The sequence below is a fragment of the Pseudomonas sp. NPDC090233 genome, assembly GCF_044772285.1.
Classification (GTDB): Bacteria; Pseudomonadota; Gammaproteobacteria; order Pseudomonadales; family Pseudomonadaceae; genus Aquipseudomonas.
The window spans coordinates 761,214-782,237 of record NZ_JBIVYQ010000002.1; the positions used below are offsets into that span (position 1 = coordinate 761,214).

General features: G+C 61.2%; 20 protein-coding genes. 2 read left to right on the forward strand and 18 right to left on the reverse strand.

Features of this window, described 5'->3' with window-relative positions:
• Positions 1 to 20: 20 nt before the first annotated feature.
• The 5 genes from ACIQUF_RS07885 to sdhC form a co-directional block, all read right to left on the reverse strand.
• Positions 21 to 2,852, reverse strand: coding sequence for a 2-oxoglutarate dehydrogenase E1 component (locus tag ACIQUF_RS07885; protein ID WP_403130209.1), 2,832 nt, complete (start codon positions 2,850 to 2,852; stop codon positions 21 to 23).
• A gap of 246 nt (positions 2,853 to 3,098) precedes the next feature.
• Positions 3,099 to 3,803, reverse strand: coding sequence for a succinate dehydrogenase iron-sulfur subunit (locus ACIQUF_RS07890; RefSeq protein ID WP_133331444.1), 705 nt, complete (start codon positions 3,801 to 3,803; stop codon positions 3,099 to 3,101).
• An 11-nt stretch (positions 3,804 to 3,814) separates the two neighbouring features.
• Positions 3,815 to 5,587 (reverse strand): succinate dehydrogenase flavoprotein subunit, encoded by a 1,773-nt coding sequence (sdhA, locus tag ACIQUF_RS07895; protein ID WP_172287553.1) that lies wholly within the window; start codon positions 5,585 to 5,587, stop codon positions 3,815 to 3,817.
• A gap of 3 nt (positions 5,588 to 5,590) precedes the next feature.
• Entirely contained in the window at positions 5,591 to 5,959 is a 369-nt protein-coding gene (sdhD, locus tag ACIQUF_RS07900; protein WP_008091903.1) for a succinate dehydrogenase, hydrophobic membrane anchor protein, read from the reverse strand.
• Complete coding sequence (sdhC, locus tag ACIQUF_RS07905) at positions 5,953 to 6,339, reverse strand: succinate dehydrogenase, cytochrome b556 subunit (RefSeq protein ID WP_012315350.1); 387 nt, start codon at positions 6,337 to 6,339, stop codon at positions 5,953 to 5,955. Before sdhC ends, sdhD begins: the two co-directional genes overlap by 7 nt.
• Before the next feature lie 352 nt (positions 6,340 to 6,691).
• Here sdhC and gltA point away from each other — a divergent pair, with 352 nt between their 5' ends.
• Positions 6,692 to 7,981, forward strand: a complete 1,290-nt coding sequence (gene gltA, locus ACIQUF_RS07910; protein WP_403130214.1) for a citrate synthase — start codon at positions 6,692 to 6,694, stop codon at positions 7,979 to 7,981.
• A gap of 67 nt (positions 7,982 to 8,048) precedes the next feature.
• Here the strand turns inward: gltA and ACIQUF_RS07915 are convergent, their stop codons facing one another.
• The 9 genes from ACIQUF_RS07915 to ACIQUF_RS07955 all read right to left on the reverse strand — a co-directional run bounded on the left by ACIQUF_RS07915 (position 8,049) and on the right by ACIQUF_RS07955 (position 14,967).
• A complete protein-coding gene (locus tag ACIQUF_RS07915) occupies positions 8,049 to 8,654 on the reverse strand; it encodes an START domain-containing protein (RefSeq protein ID WP_403130329.1) in 606 nt (201 codons plus the stop codon).
• Between the two features lie 34 nt (positions 8,655 to 8,688).
• Positions 8,689 to 8,943: a YkgJ family cysteine cluster protein gene (locus tag ACIQUF_RS07920; RefSeq protein WP_403130216.1), complete on the reverse strand. Its 255-nt coding sequence runs from the start codon at positions 8,941 to 8,943 to the stop codon at positions 8,689 to 8,691.
• A 121-nt stretch (positions 8,944 to 9,064) separates the two neighbouring features.
• Positions 9,065 to 9,523 carry a hypothetical protein gene (locus ACIQUF_RS07925; RefSeq protein ID WP_403130219.1) on the reverse strand — a complete coding sequence of 153 codons (459 nt, stop codon included), beginning with the start codon at positions 9,521 to 9,523 and terminating at the stop codon, positions 9,065 to 9,067.
• Positions 9,524 to 9,586: 63 nt separating this feature from the next.
• Positions 9,587 to 11,029, reverse strand: a complete 1,443-nt coding sequence (locus tag ACIQUF_RS07930) for a PLP-dependent aminotransferase family protein (RefSeq protein WP_403130221.1) — start codon at positions 11,027 to 11,029, stop codon at positions 9,587 to 9,589.
• 187 nt (positions 11,030 to 11,216) lie between these two features.
• Positions 11,217 to 12,029: an OmpA family protein gene (locus ACIQUF_RS07935; RefSeq protein WP_403130223.1), complete on the reverse strand. Its 813-nt coding sequence runs from the start codon at positions 12,027 to 12,029 to the stop codon at positions 11,217 to 11,219.
• On the reverse strand, positions 12,026 to 12,379 hold the full coding sequence (locus ACIQUF_RS07940; protein WP_403130226.1) for a DUF4398 domain-containing protein: 354 nt from the start codon (positions 12,377 to 12,379) through the stop codon (positions 12,026 to 12,028). The genes ACIQUF_RS07935 and ACIQUF_RS07940 overlap by 4 nt, the downstream gene beginning before the upstream one ends.
• Before the next feature lie 9 nt (positions 12,380 to 12,388).
• Positions 12,389 to 13,210, reverse strand: a complete 822-nt coding sequence (locus ACIQUF_RS07945; protein ID WP_403130229.1) for a substrate-binding periplasmic protein — start codon at positions 13,208 to 13,210, stop codon at positions 12,389 to 12,391.
• A gap of 77 nt (positions 13,211 to 13,287) precedes the next feature.
• On the reverse strand, positions 13,288 to 14,217 hold the full coding sequence (locus ACIQUF_RS07950) for an electron transfer flavoprotein subunit alpha/FixB family protein (protein WP_403130232.1): 930 nt from the start codon (positions 14,215 to 14,217) through the stop codon (positions 13,288 to 13,290).
• Positions 14,218 to 14,967 (reverse strand): electron transfer flavoprotein subunit beta/FixA family protein, encoded by a 750-nt coding sequence (locus tag ACIQUF_RS07955; protein ID WP_012315360.1) that lies wholly within the window; start codon positions 14,965 to 14,967, stop codon positions 14,218 to 14,220.
• 538 nt (positions 14,968 to 15,505) lie between these two features.
• On the opposite strand from ACIQUF_RS07955, the gene ACIQUF_RS07960 reads away from it, so the two are divergent.
• Complete coding sequence (locus ACIQUF_RS07960; RefSeq protein WP_403130234.1) at positions 15,506 to 17,188, forward strand: electron transfer flavoprotein-ubiquinone oxidoreductase; 1,683 nt, start codon at positions 15,506 to 15,508, stop codon at positions 17,186 to 17,188.
• A 72-nt stretch (positions 17,189 to 17,260) separates the two neighbouring features.
• On the opposite strand, the gene ACIQUF_RS07965 is transcribed toward ACIQUF_RS07960, so the two are convergent.
• From ACIQUF_RS07965 to ACIQUF_RS07980, 4 genes are all read right to left on the reverse strand, one after another.
• On the reverse strand, positions 17,261 to 18,094 hold the full coding sequence (locus ACIQUF_RS07965; protein WP_403130235.1) for a hypothetical protein: 834 nt from the start codon (positions 18,092 to 18,094) through the stop codon (positions 17,261 to 17,263).
• 75 nt (positions 18,095 to 18,169) lie between these two features.
• Complete coding sequence (locus tag ACIQUF_RS07970; protein WP_403130236.1) at positions 18,170 to 18,952, reverse strand: hypothetical protein; 783 nt, start codon at positions 18,950 to 18,952, stop codon at positions 18,170 to 18,172.
• A 130-nt stretch (positions 18,953 to 19,082) separates the two neighbouring features.
• Entirely contained in the window at positions 19,083 to 20,390 is a 1,308-nt protein-coding gene (locus ACIQUF_RS07975; protein ID WP_403130237.1) for an MFS transporter, read from the reverse strand.
• Positions 20,391 to 20,461: 71 nt separating this feature from the next.
• Entirely contained in the window at positions 20,462 to 20,941 is a 480-nt protein-coding gene (locus ACIQUF_RS07980) for a histidine kinase (RefSeq protein WP_403130238.1), read from the reverse strand.
• Between the last annotated feature and the right edge of the window lie 83 nt (positions 20,942 to 21,024).

A 21,024-nucleotide genomic window follows, 5' to 3' on the forward strand; every position in this document is an offset into this window, starting at 1 on the left:
GTTTCAGGTGCGCGAAGGCGTTAAACAGTGAAGGCGTCTTGCAGCAGTTTTTCCTGCTGTTCGGCGTGCTTCGAAGCGTAACCACAGGCTGGCGCGGCAGAGGCGTCGCGGCCGGCGTATTCCAGGACCAGCGCCTTGTTGTGGCGGCCAAGGATACGGCGCATGTGGTGCTGACTGCTGTACCAGGCACCCTGGTTCATCGGCTCTTCCTGGCACCAGACGGCGTGCTTGAGGTTGCTGTACTGCGCCAGGATTTCGACCAGGTCGTCTTCCGGGAACGGATACAGCTGCTCCAGACGCAGGATCGCGATGTCTTCGCGGCCTTCGGCACGGCGTTTTTCCAGGAGGTCGTAGTAGACCTTGCCGCTGCACAGCACCAGGCGTTCGACCTTGGCCGGATCGATCGCGTCGATTTCCGGGATCACGGTCTGGAACGAGCCTTCTGCCAGGTCTTCCAGGGTCGAGATGGCCAGCTTGTGGCGCAGCAGCGACTTCGGCGTCAGGACTACCAGCGGCTTGCGCAGCGGGCGGATGACCTGGCGACGCAGCAGGTGGTAGATCTGTGCCGGGGTAGTCGGTACGCAGACCTGGATGTTGTGCTCGGCGCACAGCTGCAGGTAACGCTCCAGACGCGCGGAGGAGTGCTCCGGTCCCTGCCCTTCGTAGCCGTGTGGCAGCAGCATGGTCAGACCGCACAGGCGGCCCCACTTGTGCTCACCGCTGGTGATGAACTGGTCGATCACCACTTGCGCACCGTTGGCGAAGTCGCCGAACTGGGCTTCCCAGATCACCAGCGCGTTTGGCGTGGTGGTGGAGTAGCCATATTCGAAGGCCAGTACCGCTTCTTCCGACAGGAAGGAGTCGTACAGGTCGAAGCGCGGCTGGCCCGGGAACAGGTTCTGCAGCGGTACGTAGGTGCTGGCGTCCTTCTGGTTGTGCAGCACCGCGTGACGGTGCGAGAAGGTGCCACGGCCGATGTCCTGGCCGGTCATGCGGATCGGGTGACCTTCGAACTGCAGGGTGGCGTAGGCCATGGTCTCTGCATAACCCCAGTTGATCGGCAAGCCACCGGCCTGCATCTTCTGGCGATCTTCGTAGATCTTCGACACCTGACGCTGGACGACGAAGCCTTCTGGCAGTTCGAGCAGCTTGGCCGACAGGTCTTGCAGGGTCTTGAGGTCGAAGCGGGTGTCGTGACGCGCGGTCCAGGCGTGGCCCAGGTACGGACGCCAGTCGACGAACAGCTCGCGGTTCGGCTCCTTGACCAGGCTCTTGACCACGTGCAGGCCGTTATCCAGCGCATTGCGGTAGTCGTCGATCTTGGCCTGAGCGCGCTCAGCGTCGATGCGACCGGCCTGGATCAGCGCGTCGGCATACAGTTCACGGGTGGTGCGCTGCTTGCTGATCTGCTGGTACATCAGCGGCTGGGTGCCGTTCGGCTCGTCGGCCTCGTTGTGGCCGCGACGGCGGTAGCAGACCAGGTCGACAACCACGTCACGCTTGAACTGCATGCGGTAATCGATGGCCAGCTGGGTCACGAACAGCACGGCTTCCGGATCATCACCGTTAACGTGCAGGATCGGCGCCTGAATCATCTTGGCAACGTCGGTGGCGTACTCGGTGGAGCGCGCATCCAGCGGGTTGCTGATGGTAAAACCGACCTGGTTGTTGATCACGATGTGCACGGTACCGCCGGTCTTGAAACCGCGGGTCTGCGACATCTGGAAGGTTTCCATGACCACGCCCTGGCCAGCGAAGGCCGCGTCGCCGTGGATCGAGATCGGCAGCACCTTGTCGCCGACGGTGTCGTTGCGGCGGTCCTGACGGGCGCGCACCGAACCCTCGACCACTGGCGAGACGATTTCCAGGTGGGACGGGTTGAACGCCATGGCCAGGTGAACTTCGCCACCGGTGGTCATCACGTTCGAGGAGAAGCCCTGGTGATACTTCACGTCACCGGAGCCCAGCTCGTTCATCTTCTTGCCTTCGAACTCGTCGAACAGCTCGCGCGGGTTCTTGCCGAAGGTGTTGACCAGCACGTTCAGACGGCCACGGTGAGCCATGCCGATCACGACTTCCTTGGTGCCGTAGGAACCGGAGCGCTGGATCATCTCGTCGAGCATCGGGATCAGGCTTTCGCCGCCCTCAAGACCGAAGCGCTTGGTGCCTGGGTACTTGGTGCCCAGGTACTTCTCGAGGCCTTCACCGGCGGTCACGCGCTCGAGCAGGTGGGCCTGCACGTCGGCGGAGAAATCCGGACGGCCGCGCACGCTTTCCAGGCGCTGCTGGAACCAGCTGCGCTGCTCGGAATCGACGATGTGGGTGAACTCGGCGCCAATGGTGCGACAATATGTCTTCTGGAGCGCGTCGACGATGTCGCGTAGGCTCGCTTCCTCTTTGCCGATGTACAGGTCGCCGGCACGGAAGGTCGTATCAAGATCGGCATTGGTCAAGCCGTAATGATTGATCGACAGGTCTACGGGCGCGGAGCGCTGCCACAACCCCAACGGGTCGAGCTTGGCAGCCTGATGGCCGCGCATACGATAGGCCTGGATCAGTCGCAGAACTTCAACCTGCTTCTTCTCGTGTTCGCTGCTCACGCTCCCGGCAGATACCGGTTGGGCGCGGCGCTGGTTCTTTGCCAGCAGTACGAAATGGTCGCGGATTGTCGAGTGCGATACATCGGTAGCGGTGCTGCCATCAGCAGGCAACTTCTGGAAGTAAGTGCGCCACTCTTCTGGCACAGCGTTAGGGTCGTGCAGGTAGAGCTCGTAGAGCTCTTCCACATATGCAGCGTTACCACCTGAAAGGTGGGCGCTTTCCCACATGCGCTGCATCACGCTTTCTTGCATGCTTGGTCACCCTCGGTTAGGGGACTGATCGGCGAGAGCCATAGAAAACCTGGAAAAGTCCGAACACAGCGACTGAACCACGCCACTTGGATCTTGCTGATTTTCCGGGTACCAGCCCGGAAAGCCCCTGCTGGTCTCATATCTTCATAGGTATCGAGCGCAGGCTTTGTGGGCCCTTGCTCAGGTTTTACCTCAGTGCGGGCTCACCACCCGCACCTCGGCTTACTGCAGTTGCAACGCTTTGAATCAGGTGCCGCTTTGCAGCAGCATGTTACGTACGTGGCCGATTGCCTTGGTCGGGTTCAGACCCTTCGGGCAAACGTTGACGCAGTTCATGATCCCGCGGCAGCGGAATACGCTGAACGGGTCATCCAGGGACGCCAGGCGCTCCTGGGTCTTGGTGTCACGGCTGTCGGCCAGGAAGCGGTAGGCCTGCAGCAGAGCGGCGGGGCCCAGGAACTTGTCCGGGTTCCACCAGAACGATGGGCAGGAGGTCGAGCAGCAAGCGCACAGGATGCACTCGTACAGACCGTCCAGCTTGTCGCGGTCTTCCGGCGACTGCAGACGCTCGATGGCCGGAGCCGGGGTGTCGTTCTGCAGGAACGGCTTCACCTTCTCGTACTGCTTGTAGAAGATGCTCATGTCGACGACCAGGTCACGAATGACCGGCAGGCCCGGCAGCGGGCGCAATACCAGCTTGTTACCCTTGACCACGCCCGACAGCGGGGTGATGCAGGCCAGGCCGTTCTTGCCGTTCATGTTCATGCCATCGGAACCGCACACGCCTTCACGGCACGAGCGACGGTACGAGAAGCCCTCGTCCTTTTCCTTGATCAGCGCCAGCACGTCCAGGACCATCAAGTCCTTGCCGCCGGTATCGACGTCGAACGACTCCATCTTGGGGGCCGCGTCGGTGTCGGGGTTGTAGCGATAAACTTCGACTTTCAACATAGCAGCCACCCTTAGTAAGTCCGGATTTTTGGTTCGAAGGCTGGAACAGTCTTCGGCGCAAAGTTGACGCCACGCTTGGCAACGCGCTTCTCACCCGGGTAGTACAGGGTGTGGCACAGCCAGTTCTCGTCGTCACGGTCTTCGAAGTCTTCACGGGCGTGAGCGCCGCGCGACTCTTTACGGGCTTCGGCCGCAATGGCGGTAGCTTCGGCAACTTCCAGCAGGTTCTGCAGCTCCAGCGCTTCGATACGCGCGGTGTTGAAGGCCTGGGACTTGTCGTTGATCTTCACGTTGGCGATGCGGTCACGCAGGCCAGCCAGCTGCTCGATACCCTTCTGCATGTATTCGCCGGTACGGAATACACCGAAGTAGTTCTGCATGCAGCTCTGCAGCTCGCGCTTGAGGCTGGCAACGTCTTCGCCGGTGGAGCGCTCGTTGAGCTTGTTCAGGCGGTTCAGGGCAACATCGATGTCGGTGTCGCTGGCGTCGAGATGCTCGATGCCGTCGCTCAGCGCCTTCTCCAGGTGCAGGCCGGCAGCACGGCCGAACACCACCAGGTCGAGCAGCGAGTTGCCGCCCAGGCGGTTGGCACCGTGAACCGATACGCACGCCACTTCACCTACGGCGAACAGACCCGGGATGATGTGATCCTTGCCCTCTTCGTCCATGGTGATGGCCTGGCCATGGATGTTGGTGGCAACGCCGCCCATCATGTAGTGGCAGGTTGGAACGACCGGAACCGGCGCGACCACAGGGTCGACGTGGGCGAAGGTCTTGGACAGTTCGCAGATACCTGGCAGGCGGCTGTGCAGCACTTCCTCGCCCAGGTGGTCCAGCTTCAGCAGTACGTGGTCCTTGTTCGGGCCCACGCCGTTGCCGGCGATGATCTCTTTGACCATGGAACGGGCGACCACGTCGCGGCCGGCCAGGTCTTTCGCGTTCGGCGCATAACGCTCCATGAAGCGCTCGCCGTGGGCGTTGATCAGGTAGCCACCTTCACCACGGCAACCTTCGGTCACCAGTACACCGGCGCCGGCGATGCCGGTCGGGTGGAACTGCCACATCTCGATGTCCTGCACCGGCACACCGGCACGCAGGGCCATGCCGATACCGTCGCCGGTATTGATCAGGGCGTTGGTGGTGGAAGCATAGATACGACCAGCACCGCCAGTGGCCAGAACGGTGGCCTTGGACTTGATGTACATGGTTTCGCCGGTTTCGATGCAGATCGCGATCACACCGACGAAGGCGCCTTCCTGGTTCTTCACCAGGTCAACGGCATAGTACTCGTTGAGGAAGGTGGTACCCGCTTTCAGGTTGCCCTGGTACAGGGTGTGCAGCAGCGCGTGGCCGGTACGGTCGGAAGCTGCGCAAGTACGCGCGGCCTGGCCACCTTTACCGAAGTCCTTGGACTGACCACCGAACGGACGCTGATAGATACGGCCGGTTTCGGTACGCGAGAACGGCAGGCCCATGTGGTCCAGCTCGAAGACCGCAGCCGGGCCTTCTTGACACATGTATTCGATAGCGTCCTGGTCACCGATGTAGTCGGAGCCTTTGACGGTATCGTACATGTGCCAGCGCCAGTCGTCGTTCGGGTCGGCCGAAGCGATGGCGCAGGTGATGCCGCCCTGGGCGGATACAGTGTGCGAACGGGTCGGGAAGACCTTGGTGACCACGGCAGTCTTGTGGCCGCCTTGAGCCAGTTGCAGCGCAGCACGCATGCCGGCGCCGCCGCCGCCAATGATGATGGCGTCGAAGGAAATAGTAGGAATGCTAGCCATGGATCAGATACCCCAGAGAATCTGCACACCCCAGACGAAGTAAGCGAACATCGCAACGCCGCATACCGCCTGGAACAGGAAACGAATCGCAGTTGCCGACTTACCGAACGACATTGGCGTCAGGTAGTCGGTGGCAATGGTCCACATGCCGACCCAGGCGTGAGCGCCAAGGGCAACGAGGGCCAGCAGACTGAAGATCCGCATCGCGTTATTGGAGAACAGACCGTGCCACTGGGTGTAGTCGATGCCTGGGTGGGCGACCACGTAGCCGATCAGGAAGATGAAGTAAGCCGCGAGAACGACCGCTGATACGCGCTGCGCCATCCAGTCATAGAGGCCCGAACGCGACAGGTTCGTGACATTGGTTACCATACCCAAACTCCCACCAGAACGATCAGCACCACGGAGATGACGATCACGATTTTCGAGCCCAGTTTGCCGCCTTCCAGCGTCTCACCGATGCCCATGTCCATGATCAGGTGACGAACACCTGCCACGAGGTGATAAAGCAGGGCGGACAGCAGGCCCCAGGTCACGAACTTGGCCAGCGGGCTGGTCAGACACGCCTTCACCTCACCGAAGCCTTCCTCGGAACCCAGCGACTTGCCCAGTGCATAAAGCATGATGGCAAGGCCGAGGAACAGGATGACGCCGGAGATACGGTGCAGAATGGACGTGTACGCAGTGACAGGAAGCTTGATGGTCCTTAGGTCTAGGTTTACAGGTCGTTGGCTTTTCACGGCTTTTTTCACACTGAAGAGCCCCTAGCGAATCAGGGCAAAGTTGTTGGTAAGTGTACTGGTCAGGTACCCACCACCCAGGGAACGGCGACCCCCAGCAGTTCGGGCTTGCAAGCCCCTGGGAGTCGGGTGCCGAGTATAGACAGTTAGGCTGCTTATGACAACGTGACGGGGTAGCCCAAATAGCGCATTGCCTTTAGCGAGCAAAAGGCGTAAATGGGCGAGAAGTTCTTGAAAAATCAGGCTTCATGGCCCCTTTCAACCAGCCTTTAGGCAAATTGACATTCGAATTTAGTTCTCTATAGTGGTGCGGGCCCTGCGTGGGGGGACTGTCTGATGATTTCAAGCATTAATAGGAGGCCACATGGCTGACAAAAAAGCGCAGTTGGTCATCGAGGGCGCTGCCCCCGTCGAGCTGCCCATTTTAACCGGCACCGTTGGTCCTGATGTAATCGACGTCCGCGGGTTGGGGGCCACTGGTCACTTCACCTTCGACCCAGGTTTCATGGCGACCGCCTCGTGCGAGTCGAAGATCACCTACATCGATGGCGACAAGGGCGTGCTGCTGCACCGCGGCTACCCGATCGAACAGCTCGCCGAACAATCGGACTACCTGGAAACCTGCTACCTGCTGCTCAACGGCGAACTGCCGAATGCCGAGCAGAAGGCCCAGTTCGTCAGCACCGTCAAGAACCACACCATGGTTCACGAGCAGCTGAAGTCCTTCTTCAACGGTTTCCGCCGCGACGCTCACCCGATGGCGGTGATGTGCGGTGTGGTTGGCGCCCTGTCGGCGTTCTACCACGACTCCCTGGACATCAATAACCCGCAACACCGCGAAATTTCTGCGGTGCGCCTGGTCGCCAAGATGCCGACCCTGGCCGCGATGGTTTACAAGTACTCCATGGGCCAGCCGATGATGTACCCGCGCAACGACCTGTCGTACGCGGAAAACTTCCTGCACATGATGTTCAACACCCCGTGCGAGATCAAACCGATCAGCCCGGTGCTGGCCAAGGCAATGGACCGGATCTTCATCCTCCACGCCGACCATGAGCAAAACGCCTCCACCTCCACCGTGCGCCTGGCGGGCTCCTCGGGTGCCAACCCGTTCGCCTGTATCGCCGCCGGTATCGCTGCACTGTGGGGCCCTGCCCACGGCGGTGCGAACGAAGCCGTGCTGACCATGCTCGATGAAATTGGCGATGTCTCGAACATCGACACCTTCATCGCCAAGGCCAAGGACAAGAACGACCCGTTCAAACTGATGGGCTTCGGTCACCGCGTGTACAAGAACCGCGACCCGCGCGCCACTGTGATGAAACAGACGTGCGACGAAGTCCTGCGCGAGCTGGGCATCAAAGACGACCCGCAGCTGCAACTGGCGATGCGCCTGGAAGAAATCGCACTCACCGATCCTTACTTCATCGAGCGCTCGCTGTACCCGAACGTCGACTTCTATTCGGGCATCATCCTGAAGGCCATCGGCATTCCGACCAGCATGTTCACCGTGATCTTCGCCCTGGCACGTACCGTGGGCTGGATCTCGCACTGGAAAGAAATGCTCTCCAGCCCGTACAAGATTGGCCGCCCGCGCCAGCTGTACACCGGCGAGCAGAAGCGCGATATCGTCGCACTGAGCGACCGCAAGTAAGCTCAGCGAGCCGAACGCAAAAAAAGGCTGCCCTCGGGCAGCCTTTTTTGTATTCGCTACGCGACCCTCAGGGCTTTTCAGCCCGCTCGCGCAACCCCTTCAGGGTATTGAACGGCGCATCGACCACGAACTTGTTGGCAACCATCGCTGGCACACTGCCGCCCGGCTCGGTGTGCACCTGGTAAGTCACTTCGGTAGTGTCACCCTTCGGCACCAGCTTCCAGAAACCCTCGACTTTGGCCACCCGCACGAAACCCTTCTCTTCGGGGATATAGGTCGGCTCTTCTTTCAGTTTACGGGTCAGGCTGCCGTCAGCACCCTTGAGCGTCGTGATATGCAGCACCGAATCACGCGGCGTCACTGGCCATGGCGTGTTGAACTGGGTGTAGGTCCAGCTTTGGTCGCCTTCATGCTTGAGCAGCTTCTGCGACTTGCACTCGTGAATCCACTTGCACGCCCCCGCCACATCTTCCTGCAGCGCCTGGACCTTTGCCAGTGGTGCCTTGATCAAGGTCACGCCCTGGTAGGCCTTGTACTTGGAGCCTGGCACCTCACTGAGCGAGACCTTGATCCCCTCCTCGTCCTTGGCCACCTGCCAATTCTCGGCCCAGGCAGCCGGCGCCAGCAGGACACCCATGCCACACAGCAGTGCAATACGCTTGAACGATCTCATCATCTTTATCCTTGTTGTCGAAGATCCAGCCTTGTCACGCCGCCGTCATCTGCTCCCACCAACCGAGAATCCTGATTGCCTCGTCGCGATCATTGCCGCACACCTCGATATCCGCCTTGAAACCACCACACACTGACGGCCGCTCGGGCTTGCCGAACAGGTCGCAGAGGTTTTCGACGGTCAGGTGCAGGCAGCGCTCGCCGGCCGGCTTGCCCTGGGGCATGCGCGGCATCGCTGAGCTGATGGACGGGGCGATGCAGCAGGCACCGCAGCCCTCACGGCAATTCATGACAACAGGACTCCCTGGAACAAAACGGGACGAACGTCCCTGGATAGTAACCGCTCAAACATACGTTTGAAATTGCTGGCCGGATGAAATCGGCCGTGACTCGGCAGTCAGTTGCACTGCGCTACTGACGGAACTCGAAGTCGATGGCCGCGCCTTCAACATCGCGACGGCTGTCATTGCGCATCTGCAGCTGCATTTCGTTGCTGATCAGCCGGCCATTGAGCTGGAAGGGGCTGTCGTCGCTCTGGGGCTTCTCCGTGAACATGGCGGGCAGCAAAGGTTTGCGACGCGTGGTAGAACTGCCGACATTGGGCTCGAGATCATTGACCATGTCCGCCGGCAGGCTCAGATCAAGCTTGGTTTTTGGCAGCGGCTTGGCCACAGCCTTGCTGACCGGCTTGCGTGCCGCCTTGGCTTTAGGCTTGGGCTTGACCTTGGCTGGCTGCTTACTTGCCGGCTTTACCGGGGCATGCTTGCCCTGCTGCGCTTGAGCCGCAGGCTGCGCAGCCTGGGCTACGCCTGAAAGCGTACAGAGCGGCGCAAGGCAAACGATCAGGGCAACACAACGCAAGAGTTTCATGGACACCGGCAGGCAGGCAGGGAATGTGCGTATGCTCTCCGTTCCGCCCGCGCCTGGCAAGCCTTACAAAAGTGTGGGCTGCGACTCCCTGCACAATTGCTGCGCCAACAAGCCCAGTGTCATCACCGCCCGCTCGGCCTCTTTGTTCCACGGAATGCCGCAGTTGAGACGAATGCAATGGTTGAACTGCTCGGTATTACTGAAGATCAGCCCGGGCGCGATGCTGATGCCCTGCTCCAGCGCACGCACGTGCAGCTCTTGGGTATTGACCCGCCCCGGCAAGCTGACCCAGAGAATGAAGCCTCCCGTGGGCCGGGTCATTTGCGTACCCTCCGGGAAGTGCTGCTGCACCGCCAACTGATAGGCACTGAGGTTCTTGCGGTACTCCTGGCGGATATAGCGCAAGTGGCGGTCATAGCCGCCATTCTCCAGATAGGCCGCCACCCCCATCTGGGTCACGCTGCAGGCCGAATGGGTGGTGAAAGTCTGCAGCCGCTGGATCTCGTCCTGGTAACGTCCCGCCACCATCCAGCCAACCCGCACACCGGGTGACAGGGTCTTGGAAAAGCTCGAACAGTAGATCACCCGGTCCAGTCGGTCGTAGGCCTTGAGCGCCTTGGTCTTGCCTTGCTCGAACATCAGCTCGCCGTAGATGTCGTCCTCGACGATCTGGATGTCGAAGTCCGACGCCAGGCGCAGCAACTGTTTTTGCCGCTCTTCAGGGATGGTGCCGCCCAATGGATTGCTCAGGCGCGAGGTCAGCACCAGGGCCTTGATCGACCACTGGTTCGCCGCCAGTTGCAAAGCCTCAAGGCTGATGCCGGTGGACGGATCGCTGGGAATCTCGATCACCTTCAGCCCGAGCAAGTCGGCCAATTGCAGCAAGCCGTAATAGGTGGGCGATTCGGCAGCGATCAGGTCGCCGGGGCGCGTCAACACGCGCAGCGACATCTGCAGGGCATCGACACAACCATGGGTGACGATCACTTCGCGCGGGTCTACCAGCACACCGGCGTCGCGCATGCGGATCGCGATCTGCCGACGCAAGGGCTCGAAACCGGGGCTGAACATGTAGCTGAACGCACGGGGGCTGTGAAAACGGGTGACCTTGGCGATCTGTTGATGCAGGGCGCGCACTGGCAGGTAATCGACATGCGGTACAGCCGCGCCGAACGGAAACACGCCATCGCGACGCGCCTCGGTGAGCACTTGCTGGATGATGCTGGCACGGGTGACCAGGCCCGGGCGCTCGACCCGGGCAATGTCCGGGGTCTGCGCGGTCAGGGCCGGGGTCTGGTGCACGTAGTAGCCCGACTGCGGCCGGGCGCGAATCAGCCCCTGGTCTTCAAGATTGGCATAGGCCTGCAGCACCGTGGCATGGCTGACGTTGAGCTGGGCGCTCATCTTGCGCACGGACGGTACGCGCTCGCCTGGCTGGTAGACACCACGACGGATGTCATCGGCCAGTTGCTGGGCGATACGCTGGTACAGCAGCAGGTTGGTCATGGCGGGTGGCTCGTTGTTTTTGTGCGACTCACTGGCGGTAGAGCATACCGTAACAGTTGCAAAGTGTACTGGGACAGATTGCAGGATAGTCGACATTACAGTTGCGTGGCATCTGTCTAAACGATTAACCCTTCACCGTTCGGCAAAAAAATGGGACCGCAATGCGATCCCATATTGTCATCAACGGTCAGCGCGCTGGCGCGAGCTTACCCTTGTCGTCGGAAAAGACGATTTCCACACGACGGTTCTGTGCCCTACCCCGCTCCGAGGCATTGGCCTCGATCGGATACTGGTCGCCATAGCCTTCGACCTGCAGGCGCTTCTCGTTGATACCGAGATCGACCAGCATGTCGGCCACCGCCTGCGCCCGGTCCCGCGACAGCTTGAGGTTATCCTCCGGCGCGCCGGTATTGTCGGCATAACCCTCGATCCGCACGATGCGTCGCGGGTTGAGCTGGAGGAACTGCACCAGTTTGAGCACGGTGCGGCTGGCCGAATTCTTAAGGTCCGCACGGCCCGTGTCGAACAGCACATCACCCAAGGTCATGACCAGGCCCCGGTCAGCCTGCTCCGAGGCCAGCGCAGCGATTTGCGTTTCGACCCACTTGCCCTGTTGTTGCACGCTGGCCAGCTTGGCCTCGCGCAAGGCCAGCTGCAGGCGCTGGCGCTCGAGATCGAGCTTGGCGATGCGCTCCTGGTTCAGTGCCAATTTGGCGTGTTCACCGGCAATCTCGCTGTAGCGCTGGCTCAGATAAGCGTAGTGGCGTACGTCGCTGCCGGTGCCAATGTAACTGGACAAGCGCTCGGCGCGGGCCAGCGATTCACCGGCACGGATCACATCACGCGGCGCGCTGCGCAGTACGTCGGAATCATCCTTGACCTTCTGGAAGGCGGTCGCGGCATCGTCCAGCGCCGCCTCGCTGCGCTGGCTGGCGCAACCCTGCAGGCCGGCAGCGAGCGCCAGGAGCGCCAATGCGGCCATGGGCTTGAAGCGCATCATGGCTGCACCTCCAGCTGCTTGCGCAAGCGCTTGACCCGCGACTGCAACGCATCAAGCTGCTCGTCACTCTTCTGGTTCAACACCCGCGCTTCGGCCAGGCGCGCATCCAGCTCGGCCTGCTCGGCGCGCATGCGCGCGTCGCGGTAATCTTCGGTGAGCATGTTGGTCTTGGCCCGGGCGAGCTTGTCTTCGGCCATCTTCAGTTCTTCGACCTGGTCGGTGGCGCCGACTGCCTTGGCTTGTTCCAGCGCCTGCTCGGAAATACGCATCTGCTCATTGGGCGCCGGATCATTGGCGCAGCCAGCCAGGCCGAGCATGGCCACGGCAAGGATCAGTGATTGGGTTCTCACGCACTCTTCCTACTGTTTGGGGGCGTCCGCTTGCACGTGCATCTGCGCTTTCCAGCGCTCGACGTTACGTTGCAGCACGGCTTCGGACGCACCGGAGATCGGCAATTCTGTCAGCTTTTTTGCCAGTTGCCCACGCAACCAGCTGTCATTGCATGCTGAGTTGTGGGAGACGGCCAGGTACAGGCCTGGCCGGTCCACCGGCAGGCCACGCGCGATAAGGTCATTGCTCATGCCCAGGCTTTGGGTCATGGCCATGCCCGAGTAACGCCCAGCCAGGACGTAATCGACCTGGCCCAGCACCAGTTTCTGGAAGGCCTGGGTGAGATTCTGCGCTGGCTCCAGCTTCAGCTGGCTTTTGGCGAAGGCGCTGAAGGCTGGGGTCAACCGGGCGCGCTCCGAGAGGCTGCCCCGGTAATTGGCCAGGTCGGCCGGGCCGTCGAACTCCACTTGGGCGTCATGACGAGTCCACACGAGGTATTCGTTGAGCTGCAAGGGCGGGTGAATGTAGTCCAGCGCGGTCAACTGCTCAACCTGCATCGGCGTATCGAGCAGCAGGTCCATACGCCCGCTGCGCACCTCTTCCAACGCCTGATCGCGCCGACCAGCATTCAGCACTTCGACCTTGACGCCCAATTCACTGGCCACCTGGCGCAACAGGTCGACGTTGGCACCGACCAGGTGTTTTGGGTCTTTCGGGTCCTGCCAGGAATAGGGCGGCGCATCCGGGCTGCCGGTCGCCACCAGGCGCTCACACTTGCCAGCAGCCATCGCCAGCGGCGACAGCATCGCCACCGTGCATGCCAGCACCTTGCCTGCTTTGCGAAACGCCATCCTTCACTCCTTGCCCGCATAAAAAAACCCGGCCCTCATGACAAGGGCCGGGCTTCTTTATAAGTGAAGCAGCCGGATCAGACCAGCTTTTCCAGCTCCGGAACCGCTTCGAACAGGTCGGCGACCAGGCCGTAGTCGGCTACCTGGAAGATCGGCGCTTCTTCATCCTTGTTGATCGCAACGATCACCTTGGAGTCTTTCATGCCGGCCAGGTGCTGGATCGCGCCGGAGATACCGACGGCGATGTACAGCTGCGGCGCGACAATCTTGCCGGTCTGGCCGACCTGCATGTCGTTGGGCACGAAGCCTGCGTCGACTGCGGCGCGCGAAGCACCGACGGCGGCGCCGAGCTTGTCGGCCAGGCTGTACAGGTGCTTGAAGTTGTCACCATTGCCCATGCCACGGCCGCCGGAAACGACGATCTTGGCAGCGGTCAGCTCTGGGCGGTCGGACTTGGCCAGTTCTTCACCGACGAAGGCGGAGATACCGGCGTTGTGCGCAGCACCCACCGCTTCGACGGCAGCCGAGCCACCTTCGGCAGCGACAGCGTCGAAGCCGGTGGTCCGCACGGTGATGACCTTGACTGCAGCGCTCGATTGCACGGTGGCAATGGCGTTACCGGCGTAGATCGGGCGCTTGAAGGTGTCGGCGGATTCGACCGAGATGATCTCGGAGATCTGGTCGACGTCCAGCAGCGCGGCAACCCGTGGCAGGACGTTCTTGCCGTTGGTGGTGGCCGGGGCCAGCACGTGGCTGTAGCCCTTGGCCAGCTCGACGATCAGCGGCGCGACGTTCTCTGGCAGAACGTGGGCGTAGGCGGCGTTATCGGCAACCAGCACCTTGGCCACGCCAGCGATCTTGGCGGCGGATTCTGCAACGCCACCGACGTTCTGGCCTGCGACCAGCACGTGCACATCACCACCGATCTTGGCGGCAGCGGCAACAGTGTTCAGGGTGGCCGGGGCAACGGCACCGTTCTCGTATTCAGCGACAACCAGGATAGTCATTTAGATTACCTTCGCTTCGTTCTTCAGCTTCTCGACCAGTTCGGCCACCGATTTGACCTTGATGCCGGCGCTGCGGGCAGCAGGCGCTTCGACTTTCAGGGTTTTGTTGGTGGAAGCGAGGGAAACGCCCAGCGCGTCTGGAGTAAGGGTCTCCAGCGGCTTCTTCTTGGCCTTCATGATGTTCGGCAGCGACGCGTAGCGTGGCTCGTTCAGGCGCAGGTCGGTGGTGACGATGGCCGGCAGGTTCAGGGCAACGGTCTGCAGGCCGCCATCGATTTCACGGGTGACGTTCAGCTTGTCGCCAGCGACTTCGACCTTGGAGGCGAAGGTGCCTTGGGCGTAGCCGGTCAGCGCGGCCAGCATCTGGCCGGTCTGGTTGTTGTCACTGTCGATGGCCTGCTTGCCGAGAATCACCAGTTGCGGCTGCTCTTTATCGACAACGGCCTTGAGCGCCTTGGCCACAGCCAGGGAGTTCAGCTCATCGGCGGCTTCGACCAGGATGGCACGATCGGCACCCAGAGCCAGCGCGGTACGCAGCTGCTCCTGGGCGGTGGTCGGGCCAACGGAAACGACCACGATCTCGCTCGCTACGCCCTTTTCTTTCAGGCGTACGGCCTCTTCCACGGCGATTTCGCAGAAGGGGTTCATGGACATCTTGACGTTTGCAAGGTCGACGCCGGAGTTGTCCGCTTTCACGCGAACCTTGACGTTGTAGTCGACCACTCGTTTGACAGCTACAAGAACCTTCATGGATTCCTCGTTACTCTCCGGTGAATAGATAGTCGCCTGGGGCTGAGCCCTGCGATGCGCGTGGGTACAAGGGCACCTCTAAAAACGTACTGGGAGGCGTAAACTTCAGCGTGACCGAACAGTCCTGTCACGACCGTTGCGGCAATTACTCACGGGTCATTTTCTGTCGTGGCGTGTAAACTCCACTACAAACTGGCCAAAAGCCGCAAAACCCTGCTCCACACCTGGTTTTTAGAGGTGTACCTGCGCCCGGCTGCAAGCCTACGGCGAACGTAAAACCGCTCGTATCTTGACCGCATCACCCCATCCGGTCAATACGGCAAATCGGTCACCCTCCAGCCGCGTTCCTGTGATTTTACTGGCCTGCGGCAAATTCAAACAAACGTTTGTATTGGACCCGCCAAGTGGTGTAGATATAATGCGCGGCCAAGACAAAACGGTGTAGTCCATCCTCTGCGCTGCTACAGCTCCGCTCCCGTGAAGCGCGGTGCGCATGATCACCCCACACCCATAAGACCTAGCAACAGCACGAGCCTTGATGAGTAGGAGAGAACCAGTGGAACGCGAATACATGGAATTCGACGTGGTCATCGTCGGCGCTGGCCCGGCGGGCCTGTCAGCCGCCTGCCGCCTGAAGCAGAAGGCCGCCGAAGCCGGTAGCGAGATCAGCGTCTGCGTGGTCGAGAAAGGCTCCGAAGTCGGCGCCCACATCCTCTCCGGTGCGGTGTTCGAACCGCGCGCCCTGAAAGAGCTGTTCCCCGACTGGAAAGAACTCGGCGCACCGCTGAACACCGAAGTGAAGCGCGACGATATCTACGTGCTCAAGGATGCTGGCAGCTCGACCAAGGTCCCAGACCTGTTCGTGCCCAAGACCATGCACAACCACGGTAACTACATCATCTCGCTGGGCAACCTGTGCCGCTGGCTGGCCCAGCAGGCCGAGAACCTCGGCGTGGAAATCTACCCAGGCTTCGCCGCCCAGGAAGCGTTGTTCGACGACAACGGCGTGGTGCGCGGCATCGTCACCGGTGACCTGGGTGTCGACCGCGAAGGCAATCCGAAAGACGGCCTGTACACCCCGGGCATGGAACTGCGCGCCAAGTACACCCTGTTCGCCGAGGGCTGCCGCGGCCATATCGGCAAGCAGCTGATCAAGCGCTTCAACCTCGACAGCGAGTCCGATGTCCAGCACTACGGTATCGGCCTGAAAGAAATCTGGGAAATCGACCCGTCCAAACACGAGCAAGGCCTGGTGGTGCACACCGCTGGCTGGCCGCTGGACGTGGTGAGCGCCGACAACACCGGTGGCTCGTTCCTCTATCACCTGGAAAACAACCAGGTGGTGGTCGGCCTGATCGTCGACCTGTCCTACGCCAACCCGTACCTGTCGCCGTTCGACGAATTCCAGCGCCTCAAGCACCACCCGGTGATGAAGCAGTATCTCGAAGGCGGCAAGCGCATCAGCTACGGCGCCCGCGCCATCTGCAAGGGCGGCCTGAATTCGCTGCCGAAGATGGTGTTCAATGGCGGCGCACTGATCGGTTGCGACCTGGGTACCCTGAACTTCTCCAAGATCAAGGGCAGCCACACGGCGATGAAATCCGGGATGCTCGCGGCCGAGGCCGTGGCTGACGCGCTGATCGCCGGCAGTGAAGGCGGCGACGCACTCAACACCTATGTAGAAGCGTTCAAGGCCAGCTGGCTGCATGAAGAACTGTTCGCCAGCCGCAACTTCGGCCCGGCGCTGCACAAGTTCGGCCCGCTGCTCGGTGGCGCGTTCAACTATGTCGACCAGAACTGGTTCGGCGGCAAGCTGCCGTTCACCCTGCACGACACCAAGCCGGACTACGCCTGCCTCAAGCTCGCGGCCGATTCGAAAAAAATCGACTACCCGAAACCGGACGGCAAGCTCAGCTTTGACAAGCTCAGCTCGGTATTCCTCTCCAGCACCAACCACGAGGAGGAACAACCCTGCCACCTGAAGCTGACCGACCCGAACATTCCGATCGCCAGCAATCTGCCGCTGTACGACGAACCGGCGCAGCGTTACTGCCCGGCCGGCGTGTACGAAGTGGTCACCCAGGAAGATGGCAACAAGCGCTTCCAGATCAACGCGCAGAACTGCGTGCACTGCAAGACCTGCGACATCAAGGACCCAGCCCAGAACATCACCTGGGTCACCCCTGAAGGCGCCGGCGGGCCGAACTACCCGAACATGTAACGCCTGCCTCTGGCAAAGAAGCCCCCAGCCTGCAAGCCTGGGGGCTTTTTTTTGCAAGTGCAGGGTGTCCGTTCAGGCCGCTGGCGGCGCTTTACTCAATTGCACTCGATCCAGGGCCCCGTCTCGGGTAAGTACTTGCGTGTTGGAAGTGTCAAACCCCAGTTGCTCAAGCCGCTCGAGCACATGCCCCAGGCAGGCGCCGCCATCCGGCTTGTAGTGCCCCGAAGCATCATTGATCATGCCCAGCATGTCCTGCACGGCCATATGGGAGGTGTCTGGACGGATAGTGAATTCGCCCGCGCACACCACCGGCTTGCCCGCGCCCAGCTGGCTGTGGCGAATGTACTGGTCGCGCGAAGCGGCCTTGTCCCAATGTTTGACGATAATGCTGCCCTGGGGCGTGTAGACCCAGGTATAGGCATCATTGGCTGTATTGGGTTTGAGGTGGACCGGGATTTTGTTCTTCAGGTCGTAGGCCCGGATCTTGCCGCCGGTAACGCCGATCAGTTGGCATACGCCGTCGATACTTGCAGGATCATAGCTGCGCCAGGACAACCAATCCGCGAGCATCGGTAACCACTGCACCGGATAGGTGTAACCCGCGTAATCAAGCGGCGTGCTGCTATCCTCATGCCGCCAGTCGAGCCAGTTCACTTTGCTGCTCCAACATGGCCCTTCGGCAGATAGCATCCAAGGGCTTTCAGCACCCAACACGGTATTGATCATGAAATGATTGACTACCAGATACAGCTTGCTCATTCGCCAAGCCGGGCCATAGTGATCGGTAGATACCTGATACAACTCGACGCAGAGCAGATCGTCCGCGAACACCCTTTGACCGGGGAACAGATGGTTCAGATCAACAGTGACATGCAACCCTGAGCCGCGCTCGAAATTCTCGGCCAAATCCTGATGCGCCTTACTGCCATTGATCGAGAAGGATATCTTGTCGCTGGTCCCCGCCTGGTAGTCATTGGCGACCTATACATAAAGATCCAGTTTTTCGACAAGCAAACCGGAAGTCTTGCTGGGTGCGACCTGGCCTGGCCATTGGACCTGCCATCGTGTGCCCGCCGCCGACGGGGTATGAGACTGCAGCCGGACCTCCCCGTTAGCCGGGTCGGCAACCAGTACGCGAGCACCGTCACCGAACCTGAGTTCGCCCTCTGGCGACAAGTGCCAATGTCCTGCCTCCTCGGCGACAGGCAAGGTCCGGATACCGAGCCCAAGCATTTGTCGCGTGGCCATATGGGTCAGCCGACCGTCCTTGAACAGCCACCGCGCCGCCAACGCATCCGACGCCACGGCAACCCGAACGCCGCCCTCGTCCACCGTCAGAACATCATGCCCATTGCTCAGACAGAACGGAATATTTGCAGGTAATCGCTCCAGCTCATCTTTGCGGCTCTCCCTGCCAACCAATTTTTCAAGTTGCAGGTGAGTGATTTCGAGCCAACGTCCACTGGCGTCATACAGATCCAGGGCAATGCCCTTGGGCGATTCCTTGATGTCATGAATGTGTCGAAAGTCTGTCAGCTGAATGCCGCCGGTGACATGCTGACCATCACCGTAAACCACCAACCAGGCATGCTGGTGATGCATTCGATCATCGAACACGTAGGCCCGGTGGTGCACCCACGTGATCATTGGAGTCATCACCTCCGATTCAGCGCCTGATTCCCTCGGCACACCTGCGAACAACATGTCTGAGGGTATTTCCGGCAGTTGCTCGCGCCCCTGCCACTTCACTTCAAATCCGTACATGCTGCTTGCTTCCTCTGACATGGGTATGGGGTCCGACTCGTCGGACCCTGCACGCTACCCAAGCCGATACTGGCAAGCTGTCGGGCGGTTCTCATGAAGTTGCATGAAGCCTAGGCCAGCAACGGTCGGATCAGGACACCTGGCATTGCGCGATAAAGAAACGCTCCCGGCGCCCGTAATACAGCGCCGTCAGCAAGCCGACCGCGCCCATGACCAAACAGAAGCCTGCACATACCCACGGGCTCCACGGCATCAGTGCGATCAGCGCCAGCGGCGTGGTGCTGGCCCACAGCGCATAGGCCACGTTGTAGGTAAAGGAAATCCCCGACACACGAATCTCGGCCGGGAACAACCCGACCATCACCGACGGCACCACCCCCACCACTCCGCACGACAGCCCCGCCAGCGCATAGGCCAGCCAGGTCATGCCCCACTGCCCCACCAGGCTGGCATACAGCACGCCAATCCCCACCGGCAGCAACAGGCTGTAGATCATCAACGCTCGCCAGGCGCCCAGGCGATCGACCAGCAGGCCGGCCAGCACGCAGCCGATATTCAGGAAGACAATGCCCACACTGCTCAGGGCGAAGGTGTGCCCGGCGGTCATGCCAAAGCGCTGCTGCATCACCGTCGGGGTGATCACCACCAGCACCACCACCGCCGAGGTCAGCACGCAGGTCAACAGCGCTGCTGGAATCAGCGCCCCGCGGTGCTCGCCCAGCACACGCCGCAGCGGGAACGCCACCGGCTGCTCCTTGCGTTCGCGCAAGGCCAAAAACACCGGTGTTTCGCTCAGCCAGCGGCGCAGCCATACGCCGATCACGCCAAACACGCCACCCAGCAGGAAGGGGTAGCGCCAGGCGTAATCGAGAATTTCCTGTGCGGTGAAGACCTGGGCCAACAGCGTTGCCGTCAGCGCCCCCAGCAGGTAACCAAAGGTCAAACCTGCCTGCAGAAAGCCCAAGGCATAACCGCGCCGCCCCTGCGGCGCGTGCTCGGCAACGAAGGTCCAGGCGCTTGGCACCTCACCGCCGACCGCGGCGCCCTGCAGAATGCGCAACCCCAGCAGAATCAGCGGCGCGGCATAGCCGATGTCGGCATAGGTCGGCATCACCCCGATCAACAGGCACGGCAAAGCCATCATCAGGATGCTCAGGCTGAATACCCGCTTGCGCCCCAGGTGATCGGCGAAGTGCGCCATGACGATGCCACCCAGCGGCCGCGCCAGGTAGCCGGTGACGAAGATGCCGAAGCTCTGCAGCAGACGCAGCCACTCGGGCATTTCCGGCGGGAAGAACAGCTGGCTGAGGGTCAGGGCAAAGAACACGAAGATGATGAAATCGTAGATTTCCAACGCGCCGCCCAACGCCGCCAGGCCCAGGGTCCGGTGGTCGCCACGGCTGAACCGGGGCGGGCGAGCGGTATCGATGGCAGTCATGGCAGGGGTCCGCAAATCGGCAAAGGGCAGGAGGATAGCAAATACTCGCCGCCTTGCCCCGCCCGCCCCCGCTAACGGTTGAACACCGTGTGGGCGAAGTTCCTGCGCGGATAGGCCGCTGGCCCGCCACCAGCAAGCCCCGGCGGCAACGGCAGCTTGCCGATCAATATCGGTGCATCGATGATCGCCATGAAAGCCTCCAGGGCCTCATTGTCCGGCACCTGCGGCAGGCTCACGTTCACCGCCTGACGCTCGGTCTGCGGCACCGCTGGCACCTTCAGGTTACGAGAGTGATACAGCAGCGCATGCTGGATCTGCGTGCTGACCCGGCAAAAGCGCGCCAGGTCGACTCCGGCATGGCTGGCCAGCTCGATATTGCCCACCAGCAGGTTGAACGGCTGCAGCGCGCAATGCACCAGGCGCTGCAACTCATCGAAGCTCTCCACCGGGGCGATGCGGTAATAGCCCAGGCCATTGAGCAGTTTCTCCAGCTGCAAGCGCTGGTACGGATGCTCGTCGGCAATCAGGATGCGCAGGGTCTTGTTGGTCATGGTCGGACCTGGGCAGTCAGGTAGATAGGGCACGCTCCCTGACCAAACTGCGCCAGCAACAGGCAACCACCAGGGCTGAACAC

What these genes read in the sequence shown, in the direction of transcription:
- ACIQUF_RS07885 (WP_403130209.1), bottom strand. Translation starts at nt 2,852, where the DNA reads ATGCAAGAAAGCGTGATGCAGCGCATGTGGGAAAGCGCCCACCTTTCA.
- ACIQUF_RS07890 (WP_133331444.1), bottom strand. Translation starts at nt 3,803, where the DNA reads ATGTTGAAAGTCGAAGTTTATCGCTACAACCCCGACACCGACGCGGCC.
- sdhA (WP_172287553.1), bottom strand. Translation starts at nt 5,587, where the DNA reads ATGGCTAGCATTCCTACTATTTCCTTCGACGCCATCATCATTGGCGGC.
- sdhD (WP_008091903.1), bottom strand. Translation starts at nt 5,959, where the DNA reads ATGGTAACCAATGTCACGAACCTGTCGCGTTCGGGCCTCTATGACTGG.
- gltA (WP_403130214.1), top strand. Translation starts at nt 6,692, where the DNA reads ATGGCTGACAAAAAAGCGCAGTTGGTCATCGAGGGCGCTGCCCCCGTC.
- ACIQUF_RS07915 (WP_403130329.1), bottom strand. Translation starts at nt 8,654, where the DNA reads ATGAGATCGTTCAAGCGTATTGCACTGCTGTGTGGCATGGGTGTCCTG.
- ACIQUF_RS07920 (WP_403130216.1), bottom strand. Translation starts at nt 8,943, where the DNA reads ATGAATTGCCGTGAGGGCTGCGGTGCCTGCTGCATCGCCCCGTCCATC.
- ACIQUF_RS07925 (WP_403130219.1), bottom strand. Translation starts at nt 9,523, where the DNA reads ATGAAACTCTTGCGTTGTGTTGCCCTGATCGTTTGCCTTGCGCCGCTC.
- ACIQUF_RS07930 (WP_403130221.1), bottom strand. Translation starts at nt 11,029, where the DNA reads ATGACCAACCTGCTGCTGTACCAGCGTATCGCCCAGCAACTGGCCGAT.
- ACIQUF_RS07935 (WP_403130223.1), bottom strand. Translation starts at nt 12,029, where the DNA reads ATGATGCGCTTCAAGCCCATGGCCGCATTGGCGCTCCTGGCGCTCGCT.
- ACIQUF_RS07945 (WP_403130229.1), bottom strand. Translation starts at nt 13,210, where the DNA reads ATGGCGTTTCGCAAAGCAGGCAAGGTGCTGGCATGCACGGTGGCGATG.
- ACIQUF_RS07950 (WP_403130232.1), bottom strand. Translation starts at nt 14,217, where the DNA reads ATGACTATCCTGGTTGTCGCTGAATACGAGAACGGTGCCGTTGCCCCG.
- ACIQUF_RS07955 (WP_012315360.1), bottom strand. Translation starts at nt 14,967, where the DNA reads ATGAAGGTTCTTGTAGCTGTCAAACGAGTGGTCGACTACAACGTCAAG.
- ACIQUF_RS07960 (WP_403130234.1), top strand. Translation starts at nt 15,506, where the DNA reads ATGAGTAGGAGAGAACCAGTGGAACGCGAATACATGGAATTCGACGTG.
- ACIQUF_RS07970 (WP_403130236.1), bottom strand. Translation starts at nt 18,952, where the DNA reads ATGTACGGATTTGAAGTGAAGTGGCAGGGGCGCGAGCAACTGCCGGAA.
- ACIQUF_RS07975 (WP_403130237.1), bottom strand. Translation starts at nt 20,390, where the DNA reads ATGACTGCCATCGATACCGCTCGCCCGCCCCGGTTCAGCCGTGGCGAC.
- ACIQUF_RS07980 (WP_403130238.1), bottom strand. Translation starts at nt 20,941, where the DNA reads ATGACCAACAAGACCCTGCGCATCCTGATTGCCGACGAGCATCCGTAC.